At 70.9% G+C, this 16,224-nt stretch carries 23 protein-coding genes and 1 pseudogene; 9 read left to right on the top strand and 15 right to left on the bottom strand.

The features are described from left to right. Positions 1–94: 94 nt before the first annotated feature. The 3 genes and pseudogenes from dprA to ACQP10_RS08585 all read right to left on the bottom strand — a co-directional run bounded on the left by dprA (position 95) and on the right by ACQP10_RS08585 (position 2,926). On the bottom strand, positions 95–1,432 hold the full coding sequence (dprA, locus tag ACQP10_RS08595; protein ID WP_433541172.1) for a DNA-processing protein DprA: 1,338 nt from the start codon (positions 1,430–1,432) through the stop codon (positions 95–97). Beyond that, a pseudogene (locus ACQP10_RS08590) lies at positions 1,429–2,385 on the bottom strand (YifB family Mg chelatase-like AAA ATPase); the annotation flags it as partial. The pseudogene ACQP10_RS08590 and the gene dprA, both read right to left, overlap by 4 nt. Before the next feature lie 121 nt (positions 2,386–2,506). Beyond that, a complete protein-coding gene (locus ACQP10_RS08585; protein ID WP_433541171.1) occupies positions 2,507–2,926 on the bottom strand; it encodes a magnesium chelatase domain-containing protein in 420 nt (139 codons plus the stop codon). Positions 2,927–3,024: 98 nt separating this feature from the next. On the opposite strand from ACQP10_RS08585, the gene ACQP10_RS08580 reads away from it, so the two are divergent. From ACQP10_RS08580 to ACQP10_RS08550, 7 genes are all read left to right on the top strand, one after another. Further along, positions 3,025–3,414 carry a DUF6907 domain-containing protein gene (locus tag ACQP10_RS08580; RefSeq protein WP_433541170.1) on the top strand — a complete coding sequence of 130 codons (390 nt, stop codon included), beginning with the start codon at positions 3,025–3,027 and terminating at the stop codon, positions 3,412–3,414. A 31-nt stretch (positions 3,415–3,445) separates the two neighbouring features. Continuing rightward, positions 3,446–3,904 (top strand): hypothetical protein, encoded by a 459-nt coding sequence (locus tag ACQP10_RS08575; protein ID WP_433541169.1) that lies wholly within the window; start codon positions 3,446–3,448, stop codon positions 3,902–3,904. A gap of 75 nt (positions 3,905–3,979) precedes the next feature. Beyond that, entirely contained in the window at positions 3,980–4,324 is a 345-nt protein-coding gene (locus ACQP10_RS08570; protein ID WP_433541168.1) for a hypothetical protein, read from the top strand. Next, entirely contained in the window at positions 4,321–5,436 is a 1,116-nt protein-coding gene (locus ACQP10_RS08565; protein ID WP_433541167.1) for a hypothetical protein, read from the top strand. Before ACQP10_RS08570 ends, ACQP10_RS08565 begins: the two co-directional genes overlap by 4 nt. 75 nt (positions 5,437–5,511) lie before the next feature. Continuing rightward, positions 5,512–5,745, top strand: a complete 234-nt coding sequence (locus ACQP10_RS08560; RefSeq protein ID WP_433541166.1) for a hypothetical protein — start codon at positions 5,512–5,514, stop codon at positions 5,743–5,745. Beyond that, entirely contained in the window at positions 5,742–6,128 is a 387-nt protein-coding gene (locus ACQP10_RS08555) for a hypothetical protein (RefSeq protein WP_189250007.1), read from the top strand. The genes ACQP10_RS08560 and ACQP10_RS08555 overlap by 4 nt, the downstream gene beginning before the upstream one ends. Continuing rightward, positions 6,128–8,146 carry a hypothetical protein gene (locus ACQP10_RS08550; protein WP_433541165.1) on the top strand — a complete coding sequence of 673 codons (2,019 nt, stop codon included), beginning with the start codon at positions 6,128–6,130 and terminating at the stop codon, positions 8,144–8,146. Before ACQP10_RS08555 ends, ACQP10_RS08550 begins: the two co-directional genes overlap by 1 nt. Before the next feature lie 468 nt (positions 8,147–8,614). Here ACQP10_RS08550 and ACQP10_RS08545 read toward each other — a convergent pair whose 3' ends face one another. Next, positions 8,615–8,875 (bottom strand): GntR family transcriptional regulator, encoded by a 261-nt coding sequence (locus tag ACQP10_RS08545; protein ID WP_433541164.1) that lies wholly within the window; start codon positions 8,873–8,875, stop codon positions 8,615–8,617. A 185-nt stretch (positions 8,876–9,060) separates the two neighbouring features. Here ACQP10_RS08545 and ACQP10_RS08540 point away from each other — a divergent pair, with 185 nt between their 5' ends. Together ACQP10_RS08540 and ACQP10_RS08535 are read left to right on the top strand one after the other, a co-directional pair. Next, positions 9,061–9,303: a hypothetical protein gene (locus ACQP10_RS08540; protein WP_433541163.1), complete on the top strand. Its 243-nt coding sequence runs from the start codon at positions 9,061–9,063 to the stop codon at positions 9,301–9,303. Continuing rightward, on the top strand, positions 9,300–9,482 hold the full coding sequence (locus ACQP10_RS08535; RefSeq protein ID WP_433541162.1) for a hypothetical protein: 183 nt from the start codon (positions 9,300–9,302) through the stop codon (positions 9,480–9,482). Before ACQP10_RS08540 ends, ACQP10_RS08535 begins: the two co-directional genes overlap by 4 nt. Positions 9,483–9,726: 244 nt before the next feature. Here the strand turns inward: ACQP10_RS08535 and ACQP10_RS08530 are convergent, their stop codons facing one another. The 11 genes from ACQP10_RS08530 to ACQP10_RS08480 form a co-directional block, all read right to left on the bottom strand. After that, positions 9,727–9,990 carry a hypothetical protein gene (locus tag ACQP10_RS08530; RefSeq protein WP_433541161.1) on the bottom strand — a complete coding sequence of 88 codons (264 nt, stop codon included), beginning with the start codon at positions 9,988–9,990 and terminating at the stop codon, positions 9,727–9,729. Between the two features lie 166 nt (positions 9,991–10,156). Continuing rightward, positions 10,157–10,804 (bottom strand): hypothetical protein, encoded by a 648-nt coding sequence (locus ACQP10_RS08525; RefSeq protein ID WP_433541160.1) that lies wholly within the window; start codon positions 10,802–10,804, stop codon positions 10,157–10,159. After that, positions 10,801–11,181 (bottom strand): hypothetical protein, encoded by a 381-nt coding sequence (locus ACQP10_RS08520; RefSeq protein ID WP_433541159.1) that lies wholly within the window; start codon positions 11,179–11,181, stop codon positions 10,801–10,803. Before ACQP10_RS08520 ends, ACQP10_RS08525 begins: the two co-directional genes overlap by 4 nt. A gap of 196 nt (positions 11,182–11,377) precedes the next feature. Next, the gene (locus ACQP10_RS08515) at positions 11,378–11,929 is read right to left on the bottom strand and encodes a helix-turn-helix domain-containing protein (protein ID WP_433541158.1); all 552 of its coding nucleotides are present in this window, start codon (positions 11,927–11,929) and stop codon (positions 11,378–11,380) included. A gap of 193 nt (positions 11,930–12,122) precedes the next feature. Further along, positions 12,123–12,359: a hypothetical protein gene (locus tag ACQP10_RS08510; RefSeq protein ID WP_433541157.1), complete on the bottom strand. Its 237-nt coding sequence runs from the start codon at positions 12,357–12,359 to the stop codon at positions 12,123–12,125. A 3-nt stretch (positions 12,360–12,362) separates the two neighbouring features. Beyond that, positions 12,363–12,716, bottom strand: coding sequence for a hypothetical protein (locus tag ACQP10_RS08505; protein ID WP_433541156.1), 354 nt, complete (start codon positions 12,714–12,716; stop codon positions 12,363–12,365). Positions 12,717–13,011: 295 nt separating this feature from the next. Then, entirely contained in the window at positions 13,012–14,691 is a 1,680-nt protein-coding gene (locus tag ACQP10_RS08500; protein WP_433541155.1) for a DUF927 domain-containing protein, read from the bottom strand. Then, positions 14,688–15,533 carry a bifunctional DNA primase/polymerase gene (locus ACQP10_RS08495; protein ID WP_433541154.1) on the bottom strand — a complete coding sequence of 282 codons (846 nt, stop codon included), beginning with the start codon at positions 15,531–15,533 and terminating at the stop codon, positions 14,688–14,690. Before ACQP10_RS08495 ends, ACQP10_RS08500 begins: the two co-directional genes overlap by 4 nt. Further along, complete coding sequence (locus tag ACQP10_RS08490; protein ID WP_433541153.1) at positions 15,533–15,880, bottom strand: hypothetical protein; 348 nt, start codon at positions 15,878–15,880, stop codon at positions 15,533–15,535. The genes ACQP10_RS08495 and ACQP10_RS08490 overlap by 1 nt, the downstream gene beginning before the upstream one ends. Further along, complete coding sequence (locus ACQP10_RS08485; RefSeq protein ID WP_433541152.1) at positions 15,867–16,016, bottom strand: hypothetical protein; 150 nt, start codon at positions 16,014–16,016, stop codon at positions 15,867–15,869. The genes ACQP10_RS08490 and ACQP10_RS08485 overlap by 14 nt, the downstream gene beginning before the upstream one ends. Beyond that, the gene (locus ACQP10_RS08480) at positions 16,013–16,204 is read right to left on the bottom strand and encodes a helix-turn-helix domain-containing protein (protein ID WP_433541151.1); all 192 of its coding nucleotides are present in this window, start codon (positions 16,202–16,204) and stop codon (positions 16,013–16,015) included. Before ACQP10_RS08480 ends, ACQP10_RS08485 begins: the two co-directional genes overlap by 4 nt. Positions 16,205–16,224 lie beyond the last annotated feature (20 nt).

Genomic DNA, 16,224 nt, shown 5'->3' with positions numbered 1-16,224 from the left:
CACCGACCTCGCCGTCACCCACCTGCGATGCGGCTATTTCTTCAGCAACCTGCTGTTCGAGCTGGACGCCATCCGCTCGGGCACCGTGACGGAGTCACCGCCCGGAGGGGCTCCGCGGTCCCTCCGGGCGCAGGCGCCAGCCTCGGGAGACCCGCTCGATGTAACCGGCGGCGGCCAGAGCGCCGAGGCAGGCCAGCGCGGTGTCCATGCCGACGCCCGCCGCCACCGCTATCGCCGCCGGTCCCGCCCCGCCCCTGGCCGGCACGGTCTCCAGCACCCGGCGGGTCTCGGGTTCCAGCTCGTCACGCGGCAGCACCGGGCCGTGCGGCTCACGGGCGAGATCGGCTCCCAGTGCGCCGGTGAGCTCGATCGCCTCCTCGGGGGTGGTGACACAGACGGCCGCCCCCTGACGGATCAGCCGGTGGCATCCGGCCGACGTCTCCGACGTCACCGGCCCGGGCACCGCCCCGAGGACGCGGTTCAGTGACAGTGCGTGCCTCGCGGTGCTGAGCGCCCCGCTGCGCACGGCCGCCTCCACGACCACCGTGCCCCTGGACAGCGCGGCGATGAGCCGGTTGCGGATCAGGAAACGCGGCCGGGTCGGATGGGAGCCCATGGGGCACTCGCTCACCAGCACGCCGTGAGCGCGCACGGCGGTGAAGAGCTGGTGGTGCGCGCTGGGGTACGCGACGTCGACACCGCAGGCGAGCACCGCGACGGTCGGCGCGTCCCCGGCGAGGGCCCCCCGATGGGCCGCGCCGTCGACGCCGTAGGCGCCTCCCGAGACGATGGTCCAGCCGCGCCCGCTCAGCCCGGCGCCGAACTCCGCCGCCACGTGCGCGCCGTACGGCGTGGCGGCCCGTGAGCCCACGAGCGCGACGGAGCGCAGGCAGGAGAACCGCAGGTCGGCGTCACCGTGGAGCCAGAGAGCGTAGGGGCGGGCCCGCCCCAGATCGTCGAGCTGGGTGGGCCACTCCGGGTCTCCGGGGATCACCAGCCGGGCTCCGTTCCGCTCTCCCTCCGCCAGGTCCCGCCGGGGATCGGCCGGCTCCAGCCGGGCCGACCAGGAGGCGAACGCGCGCCGGAGCCGGCCCGCGATCCGCTCCTCCCGTGACCCCCCCGCACCGCCTCCACCGGCGTCGTGACCACCCCCGCCGGCCCCGCCGGCCCCGCGGCCGGCACGGTCGTTCTCGCCGGCGCCACCGTCCCCAACAGAACCGCCGGCGCCACCGTCCCCAACGGAACCGCCGGCGCCGCCACCGTCATCGCCGTCGTTCCCGGTCAGCAGACGGACGAGCGCCGGATCGGGACGGCCGGCGCGCACCCGCTCCACCACTGCCTGCGCGCCGAGGGAGGCCACCAACCCGCCCATCAACGCGTCGCCGGGCTCCGCCAGCCGCATCAGCGCGATCCGCGCGAGCCGGTCGCTCACCGCTCCTCCCCCAGCCACAGGCCGAGAGCGGCGTTGGTCTCCGTGACCTCGGGACCGGCCTTCCCGGCGAGATCGGCGAGCGTCCAGGCCAGCCGGAGCACCCGGTCCAGTCCCCGCGCGCTCAACGCGCCGATGTCCAGGCAGGTGAGCAGCGGGGCCATCGCCCGTGACGGCGGACGGTAGACGGTGTGCAGCGCCCGGGCGGGGATCTCCGCGTTGCACCGCCAGGGCGTGCCCGCCAGCCGCCTGGCCGCGCGCTCGCGGGCGAGCAGCACCCTCTCGGCCACCACCCGGCTCGGCTCGATGAACCGCCGGTCGGCGAGCAGTTCCCGCCGGGTCGAGGGGTAAAGGGTGACCTTGACGTCGACGCGGTCCAGCAGCGGACCCGAGAGCCTGGCGAGGTAGCGGCGGCGGGCCGCCGGGGAGCACCGGCACGGGTCGTCCGGCCGGGACGGCCGCGCGCACGGGCAGCGGTTGGCGGCCAGTACGAGCACGAACCGGGCCGGGAACGTGACCGTGCCCTGCGCCCTGGAGACCGTCACCCGGCCCGATTCGAGAGGCTGCCTGAGCGAGTCGAGAACGCTCGCGGGATATTCGGGGGCCTCGTCGAGGAACAGAACGCCGCGGTGGGCGAGCGAGACGGCGCCCGGGCGGACCGCCCCGCTTCCCCCGCCCACGATGGCCGCGACGGTCGCGGTGTGGTGGGGCGCGACGAAGGGCGGGCGGGTCAGCAGGGGGCGGTCGGAAGGCAGGACGCCCGCCACGGAGTGGATGGCGGTCACCTCCAGCGCCTGGTCGCGCTCCAGCGGCGGCAGCAGGGTGGGCAGCCGCTCGGCGAGCATCGTCTTGCCGGTGCCCGGCGGGCCGAGCATCCAGAAGTTGTGCCCTCCGGCCGCGCAGATCTCCAGGGCGCGGCGGGCGAAGGGCTGACCGGCCACGTCGGCCAGGTCGGGGACGGCGCCTCCCGCCCAGTCGGCCGTGGCGCCCGCGTCGCCCATGTCACCGGCGGCGTCCTCGATGCCCTCCGCCCCGCCCGCCCCGTCGCCTGCGACGCCTCCCGATCCGGCCGCCGCGTCATCCTCGATGGCTCCCGCTCCGGCCGCGGACGGGCCGGGCGAACCTGGCGAGCCGTACGGAACGGCCGGAACGGCCGGTCCGATCGGTCCGGCCGGGCGGGCCGGGCGGGCCGGGCGGACCGCCGGGAGTCAGCGGCCCGTCGTGGCGAAGCCGGCTCACCAGGTCGGACAGAGTGACGGCCGGGACCACCGTCACGTCCGGCACGAGGGACGCCTCGGCGAGATTGCGCGCGGGGACGACGACGGTGCGGGCCCCGGCGGCGACCGCCGCCAGCACGGCGGGCAGCACGCCCCGCACCGGCCGCACCGAGCCGTCAAGGCCGAGCTCACCGAGGAAGAACGGCTCGGCCACCTTGGCGGCCGGCACGACCCCCGCCGCCGCGAGCAGCGCGACCGCGATCGCGAGTGCGAATGCCAATCTGTGGCTTACTTACTTGGCACGGCGGGCCCGTCTGGTGCTGCGAACACCGGACGGGCCCTGGATCGGAACCACCCCATGGAAAGGTCCCTCACCTGATGGACAAGCGTACGACCCCCACCGCTGACCGTCCCGTCGACGTCGAGAGGCCCGCGTGGCTCACCGGCCCGTGCCCGGACTGGTGCAGCTCTCTTCATAACGCGTCCGACCACCCCGACGACCGCCACCACGACGGCGCCAGCGAGTCCGTCGAGCTGACGACGATGGACTTCGTCGACTACGGGGCGCCCGGCCGGCCGAACTACCGGCCCCAGGTCGCGCTGATCGACCTCATCCAGGGCTACCGCGAGGTCGAGCCGCGGGTGTGCGTCGTCGAGGGCTCCGACCGCTTCGTGTTCTACCTGTCGCTGGCCGAGGCCGAGGAGTTCGCCGGCGTCCTGATGCGCCTGGTCGCCGAGGCCCGCGGCGAGACGCCCAACGCTGCGTAACAGAACATCCACCCCTGTTCAGGAGGTTCCTGTGAGCACCATTCCCCCGCCGGACCGGACGGTCCGTCCCCTCATCGACGTGATCGGCCCGCCGAGCCCGGAGACGTGCCGTCGCCTGGTGGTGTTGCTCAAGCTCGCCGAGCCGTCCACCGGCGGAGCCCGCCAGAAGATCGTGGCGTCGGCTGATCGAGGCCAGATTTACGTCATCGCGTTCAGCACCGGTGTCATCAAGGTCGGCCAGTCGAAGGACGGGAAGCGCCGGGTCGCCCAGCATCGCAGCGATAGCGCCAAGCACGGCGTGTCCATCGACCACGTGTGGGTCTCCCCGCTGCACCTCAACTACGAGGGCAACGAGGGCGAGCTGATCGCCTTCTGCCGCCGGAGCGGCGGCAGGGTGGCGGGCGGAAACCACCAGTCCGAGTACTTCACCGGCGTGGACTTCGCCGCGGTTCAGGCGTTCGCCGAGAGCCTCGTCGGCATCCCCAAGTAGCAAGACGGCCCCGGCCGGTGTTCGCGCACCGGCCGGGGCCTCGACCCATCCCCTGATCAGACCAGGAGAGAGATCGTGGAACCGACCGTACAGCCCCCCGCGCCGTGCCCCAAGTGGTGCGTCGCCGACCACACCGCCGACACCGCCGGTCAGCGGCTCCATCTCGCCTACGTCGGCCCGTTCAGCGGCCCCGGTGAGGTGATGCTCCGCTACGGCCAGGCCGACACCGCCGACGGCCGGACCCCGGTCGTGGTTCACCTGTCGTTCCTCTCCGAGGGCCGCCGCTACCTGACCGACATCGACTGGCCGATCGCGATGGACTGGTCGCGCATCCTCGCCGGCCTCGACATCCGGTCACTCGGCGAGTTCGCCGCGGCGCTCGGCAAGGTGGCTGAGCGCACCATGGGCGGTGAGGCATGAACGCCCGCCGCGACTGGATGGTCATCGGCTGCGTCCTGCTGGTCGCCCTGGCCACCGTGACCGCTTCGTTCACCGCTCAGGCCGGGCTCGGCGAGCTGGCCGGGTGGACGACCGCCCTGCACGTGTTCGGCGTCGAGGTGTCGATGGCGTGGCTGCTGCCGGTCACGGTGGACGCCTACGGCATCGCCGCGACCCGCATCGCCACGAACAAGGCCCGGTACTCCGCCGAGGTGCGCGGGCACGCCTTCGGGCACGCGCTCGCCGCGGTGGTCGTCTCGGTGCTGGGCAACGCGATGTTCCACCTGATCGAGGCGAAGGTCATCGTCCTGGGCGGTGTGGCCTGGGTGCTGGTGGTCGCGGTGTCGGTGGTCCCGCCGATCGCCCTGGGCGGTCTGGCGCACCTGCTCGGCGTTGCCGCCCGGACTGAGGTCGAGACGGCCGCGCCCGGTTCCACATTTGTGGAACGGGAGGGCCCCGGCGAGACGGTGGTCGAGCAGGTGCCGGCCGCGCCGGTCACCCGCGCCGAGGGTGTCACCGCTGACACTCTCCACCAGATCGAGGCTGACAAGACGGTGGCCGAACAGGTGCCGGTCGAGCCGGTCGGCTCGGGTACGGCTGTGCCGGTTTCCACCATGGTGGAACCGCCCGCCGTACCTGCCGTACCCGCGCCGTCACCTGCACCGACGCCGGTTCTCACACCCGCGCCTGACGTCCTGTTCCCGGTCGCCGCGGCGAAGTACGGCGACCAGCTCGCCGAGGGCAAGGTGCCGTCGATCACCCGTATCAAGGCCGACTTGAAGATCGGGCAGCCGCGGGCCGCGCGGATCCGCGCCTACCTCGACCAGCTCGCCGAGGCGAAGCCGACTTCGGCCGTCCGAGGACAGGACGCCGAGGGGTTCTCGAAGGAGAACCCGCCGACCGAAGCGGACTTCGACGAGGACGGGCTGACCGAGACGCAGCGCTTCCTCGTGCGCCGGGTGTGGGACATGCCCGACCCGGAGCCGCCGGCCGAGGACGCGCAGCCCGCCGAGTTCGACGCCTACGCCTACTTCGCGGAAGGGCCGCACGGCCCCGCCCGCGCGGTCAACGGCCACAGCCCTGCCACGTCCTGACCCCCATGCCCGCCCCGGGCCGCGTCGACCAAGAGCACCCGGGGCGGGCCCTCCCCCTGTGAAGGAGAGAACCCCATGATTCACCATGCCCCCCGCCCCAGCGTGTGGGCGGGGCTGTACGCCGTGCTGCGCCTGCTGCTGTCGGCGCTCGACGACCTGGTGGCCGCGCTCGCCGGCGCCCGCCCGATCCGCCGGGACGCCGCTGACTTCGCCCGGGTGGTCGGCGACGCCTACCGGACCGGCAAGAACCACGTCGCCGAGGGCGACGTGCTCGACGACGACGACGTCTACGAGGAGGACGGCCAGTGAGCACCGACAGGCCGGGCCGGGCCCGTATCCCGGAGCTGTCCAACATCCCGTGGCAGGGCCCGGTGGCCATCACCAACTACGCCCAGATCGGGCGGGCCCTGTGCCGGGACCTCGGCGGCGAGTTCGAGATGGCCAGCGAGGAGCTGTACGCCGTTCTGATCCGCAGCTTCAAGGGACACCCGGTGCTCGCCCTGCTCGGCGGCCCGGACGTCCGCCTGCGGGCCCGCCGCGTGGTGCGGCGCCTCAAGCGCGCCGCGGAGCTGCAGAAGGGGTCCGCGGTCGAGATGGTGAAGTTTCACCAGCAGTTCCGCAAGGAGTTCATCGAGCAGCTTCCCGCCATCAAGGACAAGAAGAAGCCGACGTTCAACTGGGATGACGTGTGATGGCCACCCGGAGCAAGGAACTCGCGACCATCGATACCGAGTCGAGCCTGCAGAAGGTGGCCGCGCAGGGCGTGTCCAAGCTGGTCACCCTCGCATCGCCGTGGGTGGTGGGGCTGCTGCTGTTCGGCGTCGGTTCAGCCTTCCACTTCATCCTCGACACCGACGATCCTGCCGTGGCGTCCTGGACGGCGTTCCTGATGTCGGTGGGGGTGATCGTGCTGACCGGCGTGACCTACGGCCAGTCGCACGCCCGCGGCCCGTGGGGCAAGACGCACACCACCGCCACGACGCTGCTGACCGGTCTGTGGGTGACGGCCGCCACGATCAACGGCCCCACCACCGTCGTCACGGGCCGCATCGCGCTGATTGGCGGGTTCACCCTGTGCGCCACCTGGAACATCCGCACCGTGATCAGGATGAAGGGGTGGGACGCGCCGGGCGCGATCTCCGACCCGCTCGCCTTCCTGTTCGGGCAGGGCGCCGAGCGGGCCGGCCTGACGGTCGAGGCGCGCACCACCGCGGCGACCGAACACAAGATCGAGGGCGCCGTACAGCTTGAGCCGGGCCGCCAGACCGCCGAGGACCTGCAGAAGAAGGTCCCCTACATCGAGTCCGGCATCGGCCTTCCGCCCGGCTCGGTCATCACCAGCATCGACCCCGACGACGCGAGCAAGGCGACGGTCGTCATCTCCGACCCGCGGGTGATGAAGCACCCGATCCCGTGGCCGGGCCCGTCCCGGCCGGGCGGATCGATCGCCGACCCGCTACGGCATGGGCTGTGGCAGGACCTCGACGAAGTCGCCTACGTCATCGTCGGACACCACCTGCAGATCATGGGGCAGACCGGGTCCGGAAAGTCGATCGGCGGGGCGTGGAACCTGCTGGGTGAGATCGTCACCCGCTACGACGCCGCGGTGTTCGCCATCGACATCACCAAGGGCACGCAGACCTTGGGCCCGCTCGCCGAGGCACTGCACCGCTTCGAGACGACGAAGGCCGGCGCCAAGCAGCTGCTCGGCGATGTGCAGGCCCGGGTGAAGGAACGCACCGACCAACTCGCCGCGAAGAACCTGCAGAAGTGGAAGCCCGGGTGCGGCCTGACGTACTGGGTCGTGTGGATCGAGGAGTTCCCCGACGTCTACGACGCCCTGAGCGACAAGGAGCAAGAGGCGTTCCTGAGCATGCTCAAGGCCATCCGGAGCGCGGGCGGCACGGTGGTCATGAGCCTGCAGCGGTCGGACTACACGCAGATGCCGACCCTGGCGCGCGGCCAGCTCGCCAAGGCGTGCTTCGGCGTCGAGTCCGGGCACGATGCCGGGTTCGGCCTGTCGGAGGCTCAGCAGGACGCCGGCGCCCGCCCCGAGCTGTGGAGCAACAAGCAGCCCGGGATGACGTACTGGGACGCGCCGTCCATCCCGGATGAGCGGATCGCGATGCCGATGCGGACCTTCGCCTGGGGCCTCGACGGCCGCGGCCAGTTCGACGACGAACGGGCCAACGCCGCCATGCGCGAGCACGCCGCCGCCTGGCCGGCCTTCGCGAAGCCCGTCGACGAAGGAACCGCGGCCATCTCCCGCCTTCCGAGCGGCGGCCGTGCGCTCGCCGCCCCGCCCGAAGCGCTGGAACACGCCATCGACGCCACCGATGACGAAGATGAGGAGGTGCGCAACGTGGCAGCTGAGTACCTGACCGAGGACGATCCGGACCCCGAGGTTCAGGCCGGCCCCGATGACCCGATCGTCGACGACCCCAGCGACCCCGAATGGGAGTTCGCGCCGCCGGAGGTCACCATGACGCCTCAGCAGCGCGGAGAGGCGCTCATGGCGCATCTCCAAGGGCTGTGGGACGACGGGGCCCGCGACTTCGCCACACGCGATCTGCGGCCGTTGTGGGAGTCCACCGGCATGAAGAGGGCGTGGGCTCAGAAGCAACTCAAGAAGCTGATCGGGGCCGACGTGCTCGGCTACGACGACGACGCCCAGCGGTACCTCATGCCTGAGCGGCCCGAGGTCGGTTGACTCGGCGGTGAGCCCGTCACCCTGACGGGCTCACTCTCGCGCGTACGGCTGCGCGTGGGCTGCGCGCCACGAAGATTTGATCTTGCTGCCACGGGTGCCACGGAGGGGTGCCACACCCCCGCCACGGCGGGTGCCACGAGGGGTGCCACGGACCGTGGCACCCCTTCTGACCTGTAACCCTCTCCCGCGTAGCACCCCAGGCCCCTTCGCGGGGTGCCACGCTCCCGCCGGCGCCGGGGTACGCACTGGTGCGTACCCCTGCGACTGGCCTCCCGCGGGAAGGGCTGTCGCCCACCCTGCGAAGGGTCCGGACTACTCCGGTGGGGGTCCGGCCGGAAGCTTCCCGGCGCCGGGAACCTGCCCGGCGCGAACCATGTTGGTGACGTCACCGACAAGGTCGGCATGCCGTGGTAGCGCAGGATGACCGCCTTGCCGCGCCCGGGGGAACGAATCGTTCCTCCCTGCCGCTCAGCCGTTCGGCTCGGTGATGAACGTGCCCTTGGCCGGCAGGGTGACGACCAGGCCGCGGTCCCGGAGTTCGGCGACAGCTCGGCGGACGGTGCCGACCGCCACGCCGTACTCGACGGCAAGGTCACGTTCCCCGGGCAGTCGAGCACCCGGGTTCAGGTCACCGCCGCGGATCCGCAGGGCGATGTGGTCGGCCAGGGCCACATACGTGTATTGCGCCGGGCCGGGCTCGAAGGGCGGGATGTCCTGCTCAGCTGCCATGCGCCTCACTGTAAAACTACGCTGAGCTGCACAAACGTATAGGTAGCGGCCTACTGCTATACACCGCTCCCTGCCGCGTCATATCGTTGAGTGGCGCTGACGCCACGCAGCGCACACAAGACAATGGCCGCCCCGGTGCGGAGAACACCGGAACGGCCGTTCGGCTGGACGATGGAGGTCCACCCATGGCCAACGATACGGCTCCCGCGCCGATGCCACCGGTCGAGTTCACTCCCCAGCGCCGCGCTGACCTCATGCGCGCTATCAGCCGGGCGTACTCGCCATACCGCGTGTGGTGGACCGCGGACGTCTACTACGCCACCGGCCCCACCCGCGAAGGCGGCTCCCACACCCTGCACGACGTCAACGCCGGCGACCTGTGCAAGCAGCTCGCCGCCGCCCTGGGCCGCGAGGGGGTCGAGCTGTGACCCCCGAAGAGGTGAAGCGCCGGCACGCCATCGCCCGCCGCAAGAGCGCAGACCCCGAGCGGCTCGACCAGCTGCAGAAGGCCGCGATGAAGGAGTGCGGCGGCATCGAGGGCATCGCCCGGGAGATGACCATCCAGGAGGGCCTGGCGGCGCTCCTCAAGGAGATCCGCCGGGAGTAGACCTCCCGTCCGGCCTTCGCGCGCCGAGGGCCGGCCGGAGGAGTCCGCGGCGCGTCAGCGCAGAGGGGCGTCGCGGACCTTCCCCCGCGCCTCTTCTCGGAGGGGTGTCGAGGCGCGGGGAACCCCTGGTGGCCCCGTCTCGCTCTATGGGCGCGAGGCGGGGCCACTGCCATACTGCCGCCCCCTGGCAGGGCGACAGGAGGCCGGACAGCCGTTGAGCTGTCCGGCCTCCGCTCGGTGATGCTCAGCCCCGGGCGCCCTGCCGGAACGCCAGCTGAGCCGAGATCCGGCCGATGTCGGCCTCTTCCCGGACCTGCATGTTCTCGATCGTCACCGGAGCGCGGCGCTCCATCGAGTCCAGGCGCGTCACGACTGTCGCGAGCTGCCCGCCCAAGGCCATCAGGTCGTGCTCGCCGAGATCGGAGATGATCGACTGCAGGCGCAGCAGGCCGTCTTGCGTGTGCGATGTCAGCTCAGAAAACCGCTGGTGAGCGGCTACATCGTTCATGGGGCACCTGTCCGTTCAGAGGGTGGGTGCGCGCCGGGAAGACGCAGGCCCGGTCACTGGCCAGAAGGAGTGAGCCTCTCGGGCCTTCGGTCCGCGAGCTGGTGGGGAAAGCACCAAGTAGCACCAGCCGCGGTGACGTTGACGCCGGACCCGGCACGCACACGTGTCAGTCCCGGGTCGCCTTCGGCCAGCTGGTCCAGCCGATGACCTCGCGCAGCTCGACGACCTGGCCGCGGCCGTAGCTCTCGGCGACCGGCGTCGCAGGTGCCGGCGGGGCGGGAAGGTCAGCGGCCTTGGCTCCCGAGCCGAAGGTCTTGGCATAGCTGGTGAGTTCGATGATGCGCTCGGCGGGCGACAGCGGCGCCCACTCGGTGTCGAGCTTCTTGGTGATCCACGCCTTCGCGTTGGCTTCGGTCATGTCGTGGAAGCTCTGGCAGGCGCGGACCGCCGCGCCGAACGCCTGTTGCAGGGAGGCTTGGACGTCACCGGCGGCGAGGACCTGGCGGGCCTGGCGCTCGGTCATGTCCCGGCCGACCGCCGCAGTCCGGGCGGCGTCGCCGCTCATGCCCAGCAGCCGGAACGCGCCCACCAGTTCATCGAACGGGCCGCCGGCCGTGGTGCCGACGCGGCCTCGTGCGGCCGTGCGGGCGGCGTTCTCGCTCATGCCAAGGCCCTTGAAGATGCCGTACAGCTGGTCTTCGTGCAGCACCCCGGAGCGCTCCACTTCCTCAAGTGCCTGGGTCTCGGTGTAGCCCGCGGCCCGCCAGGAGTCGAACACTCGTTTGGCTTCGCCCTGCAGGTCGGTCGCCCTCATGCGATCCTCCGCCCTTCGCGGTAGTCCAGCACCAGCTCTCGGCTCAGCAGCCACACGCCGCCGGCCTTGACGCCCATCCCGAGGGCGGCGAGCTGGCGGGCCCGCCGCGCCGTGGTGCCCAGCAGCGCCCCGGCTTCCTCGGTGGTGAGCAACTCCGACGATGGCGTGGTTTCCGCAGGCGGCGTTTCCTCGGAAACGGGCAGCTGCTCCCACTGCTTGGCGGCCCGGCGGATCGCGGCTTTCACCTGCTCCAGCTCGGCGCGCTGGACGGATGTCAGGCGCGGGTCGGCCAGCAGCCGGCCCATCCGCTCGGCAATGATCCGGTCGATGACGTGCGCGGCGAAGCCCGCAACGAGAGCGCCCTCGACGTACGTCATCCCGCTTTACTTTCTGTGACGGCGGATGAATGCATGACGGGATGCATGGCGCTGCATAAACGGACACGAAAGGATGAGTTGGCTGCGTGCGCACGGTCACTTACCTCAAAAGTGGAATGACCTGGGAAAACGCCATTTTGCAGTGATGCATAATGACGCTTATGCAGCAATCCCGCCTTGCGCGGGCCGAAGCTAGTCACGCCCCGTCCCCTCCCACGACGAACGGGCCGCCCCGCTTCAGGCGATTCATCCGCGCCAGCAAATCGGCGTGCTCGACCCTGCCGACCTCGATCCGGCGCCAGGCGGTCGAGCGGGTGACGCCGAGCGCCTTCGCCACACGACGCACCGACATGCCGGCGTTGGCGAGCGTGGCGGCGGTGAACGCCTCCCGGAGCTCCTTGTCCCGCCGGGGCTTCTTCGCCCTGGGGGTGCGTGCCCTGCTGGGGCGCTGACGGGCTGGCCGTACGGGGAGCATGCCCGGGGTGGGCCGCTCTCCCGGCGGCACCAGCTCGTCGAACAGGGCCGCCGCGACGGGAAGGTCCGCCGCGATCGCCGCGACGACCGCGTCCTTCCACGGGAAGTAGACGTCGGCGTACCAGTCGTCTCGCCATGCCCGGCGCTCCGCTGGTGGGAGGCCCTTGGGCCGTGGCGGCGGGAGGGGTGCCCATCGCTTGTCGAGGGGCCAGGGCTTGAGCTTCCCGCCGACGACCCACCAGAGGGTCACCGTGCTTGAGTCGCTCGGATCCACGACGGCGAATGTCCCATCTGGAAGGGGACCTCCCAAGCCTCGGGGCATACCGGTCACCTCCTTGACGTGGACGCGGAAAGTGGGACAGCGGCGGGGGCGGGATTGTCAACCCCCGCACGGGTCAACCGTGGGACAGGGCCGGGGGCGTGTTCCCTTGGCCCGGCATTCCCGCGGTCGGGCGTGGTCGAGGTGGTCATAGGACCCACACCAGTTCGCTGATCTCTGCTTCACTCCAGACAGAGCTGGAACCGGCGGGGTTACAGGAGTCCCGGCCTAGGCGGTCATCGGCGTGGTCGAGGCGGACTACATAGTCCGGCCCTTCGTATCCGGTGATCTCTCCGACGATGACGCCGAGCCCTACACCGCACGCATAACAGAAGGCGAGAGGGAGGATCACACCCTCGCCGACCTTGAGTGTGTGGACGGTCACGGGCTACTCCGAAGGCCGATCGGCGGTGATGCGGATCAGCACCGTCTGCCCGGGGTTCCAGAGCGAGCGGCCGGTGATGCTGACCGTCAGTCCGAGGCTGGCCGTGTCGGTGAGCAGTGCGGTGAGGGCATCGCCGTCGGCGCTGTACGGCTCGCCGGTGAGGACGTGGTGGCCTTCGGGGTCGAGCCAGAGGCGGCCGTGGTCGAGCAGCCGGTGGTGGCGCTGGCATACGCACGTGTCGTGGTCAGCCTGGCAGTGCTTGCCGGCGACGACGCGGGGGCAGATCCGGGCGCGGGAGGGTCGCAGGCCGAAGAGGTCAGCGGCCCGCTGTTCCTGCGCTTCGTGGTGGGTGGTCATGAGGTCCCCTTGTTGCGGTTAGTGATGAGGGCGGTTGGTGTGCGGATAATGAGCCCTCCCTGTTTTCTGATCTCGCGTTACCTTCTCTAGATGCCTTAATTGCCGGTCTGACCTGTGGCTTTAATGGAGGAGAAAGGTAACGCGGGGATGCGTTACCTTCAGCTGCACCGACTGGGGTAACGCACGGCCGCGTTACCCTTCATCTAGGCCCTGACCTGCATATTTGGCGGGTTTGGGAGAGTAACGCGCACGCCCGGAACAGGGGGCCCTCTTTTTTTGCGCGTCCGAGGGGCGTTCACTCGCTGTCACCATCGATCGTGACGGCGTCCGGGCTGAAGATGATCAGTCGGGCCTGCGCTCCGTCGATCTTCTTGGAGTGCGAGTAGTACGGCCGGTTCTCGCTGCGGAGGATCAGCCGGTCCTCCAGCCAGCCGTGAACCACCGCGTCCAGCTCGACACCGCAGCGCTTGAGCTCTCGGCGGAGCGGCTCGACCAGGACGGCGACCATGATCTTGTCGCCGTCCCGGATGATGCGGCCGATCCACCCGCTCGCCGGTGCGGAGCGGTCGTCCCGCGGAGCCCACAGGGCGTGTCGGCTGGCCGCGATCCACCCGGATACCAGGTCCACCGCCCGCTGAGAGCGGTCATCGCGATCGATCTGCCCGGAGAACAGCTCCATCCACCGCGCCGGGTCTGGGGGCGCGAACGGCAGGATCTCCCACTCGTATGCCAGGGTGGCGGCCAGGGCCAGCACTGCGAGATTGCGGGCCCGGCGGGCGGAGATGTCGCTGTCACCCAGCAGCGGCACCGTCATGTCGGCCCACCTACGCCGAAGGCCCTCGGAGTCGGCGGCGCGCAGGCGTTCCACGAACGCCGGTCCGGCGACACCGTGGTGAGCCTCGATGCCGGACCGCACCATGTCCGCGGCCCGCGCGGAGTCGGTGCCGCCGGTACCGAACGGCGGTTCCCCCATGCTCATGACCCGGGCCGAGGCACCCTCGTGGGCGCACATGCTCAGCGCCGACTGCTCGCCGGTCGACAGCAAGATGGTCTGCCAGGGCAGCGAGTTGGCCCACCCGCCGCCGCGCGCCTTCCCCCGACCCTGGGAGACCTGGTAGAGCACCTGGTCAACCAGACCTTCAGCAGCCGTGCGGGTGTCGTCGAGGATCGCCGGCAGGCCGTTGCCGATGTGCAGCCGGTACTCGATGCCGAGCATCGTGGTCCGCCAGGATCCGATGAGGGTGGAGTCCTCCCCCGGGTCGCCCCACACGCTCGCGCCGATCCGCAGGGCGGTCGTCTTGCCGCGGGTCGAGCGGCCGTAGATGTCCAGCACCGAAGAGGGCGCCTTCAGGACGCGCAGCAGCGGCGCGGCGAACGCCCCGTACATCGCCATGGACGCGGCCGGGTACCCCTGAAGGCTCATGACCGCCTCCCGCCACCCGGCCAGCGTGCCCTTCGCGCGGAAACCCGTGAGCATGTCCTGCTGCTCGACGAACAGCGGCTCGACGGGGTGCGGCTGGCCGGGCACGACCACGAACGATTCGTCCGGCTGCCAGCCGAGCTGACGGGCGAGGTAGCGGCGTTCCACCTTGTCCTGGTTGGCAGTCAGGACCTCTAGCAACCACCGCTCCAGCCGCTTGGCGTCGCCGTCGACCACGGGCAGCCCGTAGGCGCCCAGCTCGGCGATCAGCTTGCGACCGGAGGTGAACACCGACCGGTCCACCACCCGGCTCCGTACCCGCGTCCCGCCCCGGCTGGCGTCGATCCACGACACCCGCACCTGGTGGCGGCCGTCCGGGTCGACCTGAACCAGAGTGGGCAGCACCGGCGCGAACGCGAACCGCATGAGGATCGACCCCTCGCGGGTCTCCTTGCGGAAGAACAGGCCAGCCTCGGTCACCTCATATCCGGCCGGGATGTCCCAGCCGGCGGCGCCGAGCAGCGCGAGCGCGTCGGTGGTGGGCTTGCTACTCAAGCGCTTCTCCTTGCGACGGTGCGCCGCGCGGAGGCGACGGTACGGCGGGACGCGCCTTCGTCCAGTCCGATGGACACGGCGACCCTGACGAGTTCCTCGAAGTCGGCTTCCGGCAAGCCCTGCTCAGCCGCCCGGCACGCGCACCAGTGCAACGACTTGTTGCGGTTGCCCTCCTGCTGGCGAGACAGCCACGCAGCCAGCCCAGCCACGCCGGGAATGCTCTGCCTGTGACCCGCCGGACGCCGAACCGCGGCATACGCCGGCCGCTTCGGACGCAGCGCCTCCACCAGCCACCCCGGCGCCGGAAGGATCGACGCACCCGGATCAACCGGCGTGTAGATCACGCCCGTCTCGTGCAGCGACCCCGGGCCGATCACGTAGCCGCCGCGGCCCCGGATGTCGATGCCGCGGCCCTTGAGCGCGCCGGGGCTGTTGCCGAGCTGGTCGCCCTCGGGCTGCCAGTAGTAGTAGTGGCGACCCTTGGCGGTCTCGTTGGTGAACGTCGGCTCGACCTGCTGGCCGATGCTGGCGGCGAAGTCGGTGTAGGCGCCCTGGCGGTCTTCGTCGACCACGAGCAGGTTGTTCAGCCCGCACGGAATGAGGATGTTCCGGGGTCCGCGGTTGAACTGGGCGCGAAGGCCGGCGGCGCTGTTGGTGGCCACGAGGGTCCACCGCCCGCAGGGGTGCTTGCCGCGCTGCCCGTCGCATGGTTCGTCGGGTCGGTGGGCGCCGACGCACTCGGGGTTGGCCGGGTTGTCGGCGGCGGCGAGCTTGAAGTCGAACCGGTCGACGAGCCAGTGAACGGCCGCCCAGGTCGAGGTCTGATAGAGCATCTCGGGCATCAGGCGGCCCGCTTCTTGGTACGGCGGACGCGCGGGATGAGGTCGTACCTCGCACCGCACCGGCCCCGCCGGGTGAGCAGGGCGGCGGCCGGCCAGTCGGCTTCATGGCGATGCGGCCACGAGCAGACGGGGCAGTTCTCGACCACGAGGACGGCCTTCTTGAGGCCCGGGTACGGCGGGTAGGCGACCGCGGCGGCGAGCGGCAGGGAAGTCTGCCCCTTCCGGTTGTCGCGCTTGTCGTTCACGTTCGGTACCTTGTTCTCAGCGTTGTTGGCGGCCTTCTGGTCGTTCGGGCGGGTCTCGGAGGTGGTGCTCCGGGGCCCGTTTTTGTTGTCAGGCGGCGACATCAGCGACGCCCTCCTTCACGTGCAGGATCAGAGCGAGTCGAGCCCGCTTCTCCGGGCTAAGCGGCGGCATCTGATCCACGTTCTTCTTCACCAGCGCGTAGAGCGGGTCCGACTGGAAGTCGGTGAGCGTGTTCACGCGGCCTGCCCGTCACGGAACGGCGCCAGCTCCCCAGCGGGAATGCGGTGGGCTCGCCCGGCCCGCACAGTCTTCAGTCGACCGTCGGCGATCATCCGGTAGACGGTATTGATGTGCACGTTCATGACCTCGGCTGCCTGCTTCGGCTTGTACGCCGGAAGCTGGTCTTCGGCATTCCGAATGGACATGTCTCCCTCCCATGCATGAC

The organism is Streptosporangium sandarakinum, from assembly GCF_050942225.1.
In the GTDB taxonomy this organism is placed as follows: Bacteria; Actinomycetota; Actinomycetes; order Streptosporangiales; family Streptosporangiaceae; genus Streptosporangium; species Streptosporangium nondiastaticum.
The sequence above is the reverse complement of the archived record's forward strand: the minus strand, read 5'-3'. Positions and strand labels throughout refer to the sequence as shown.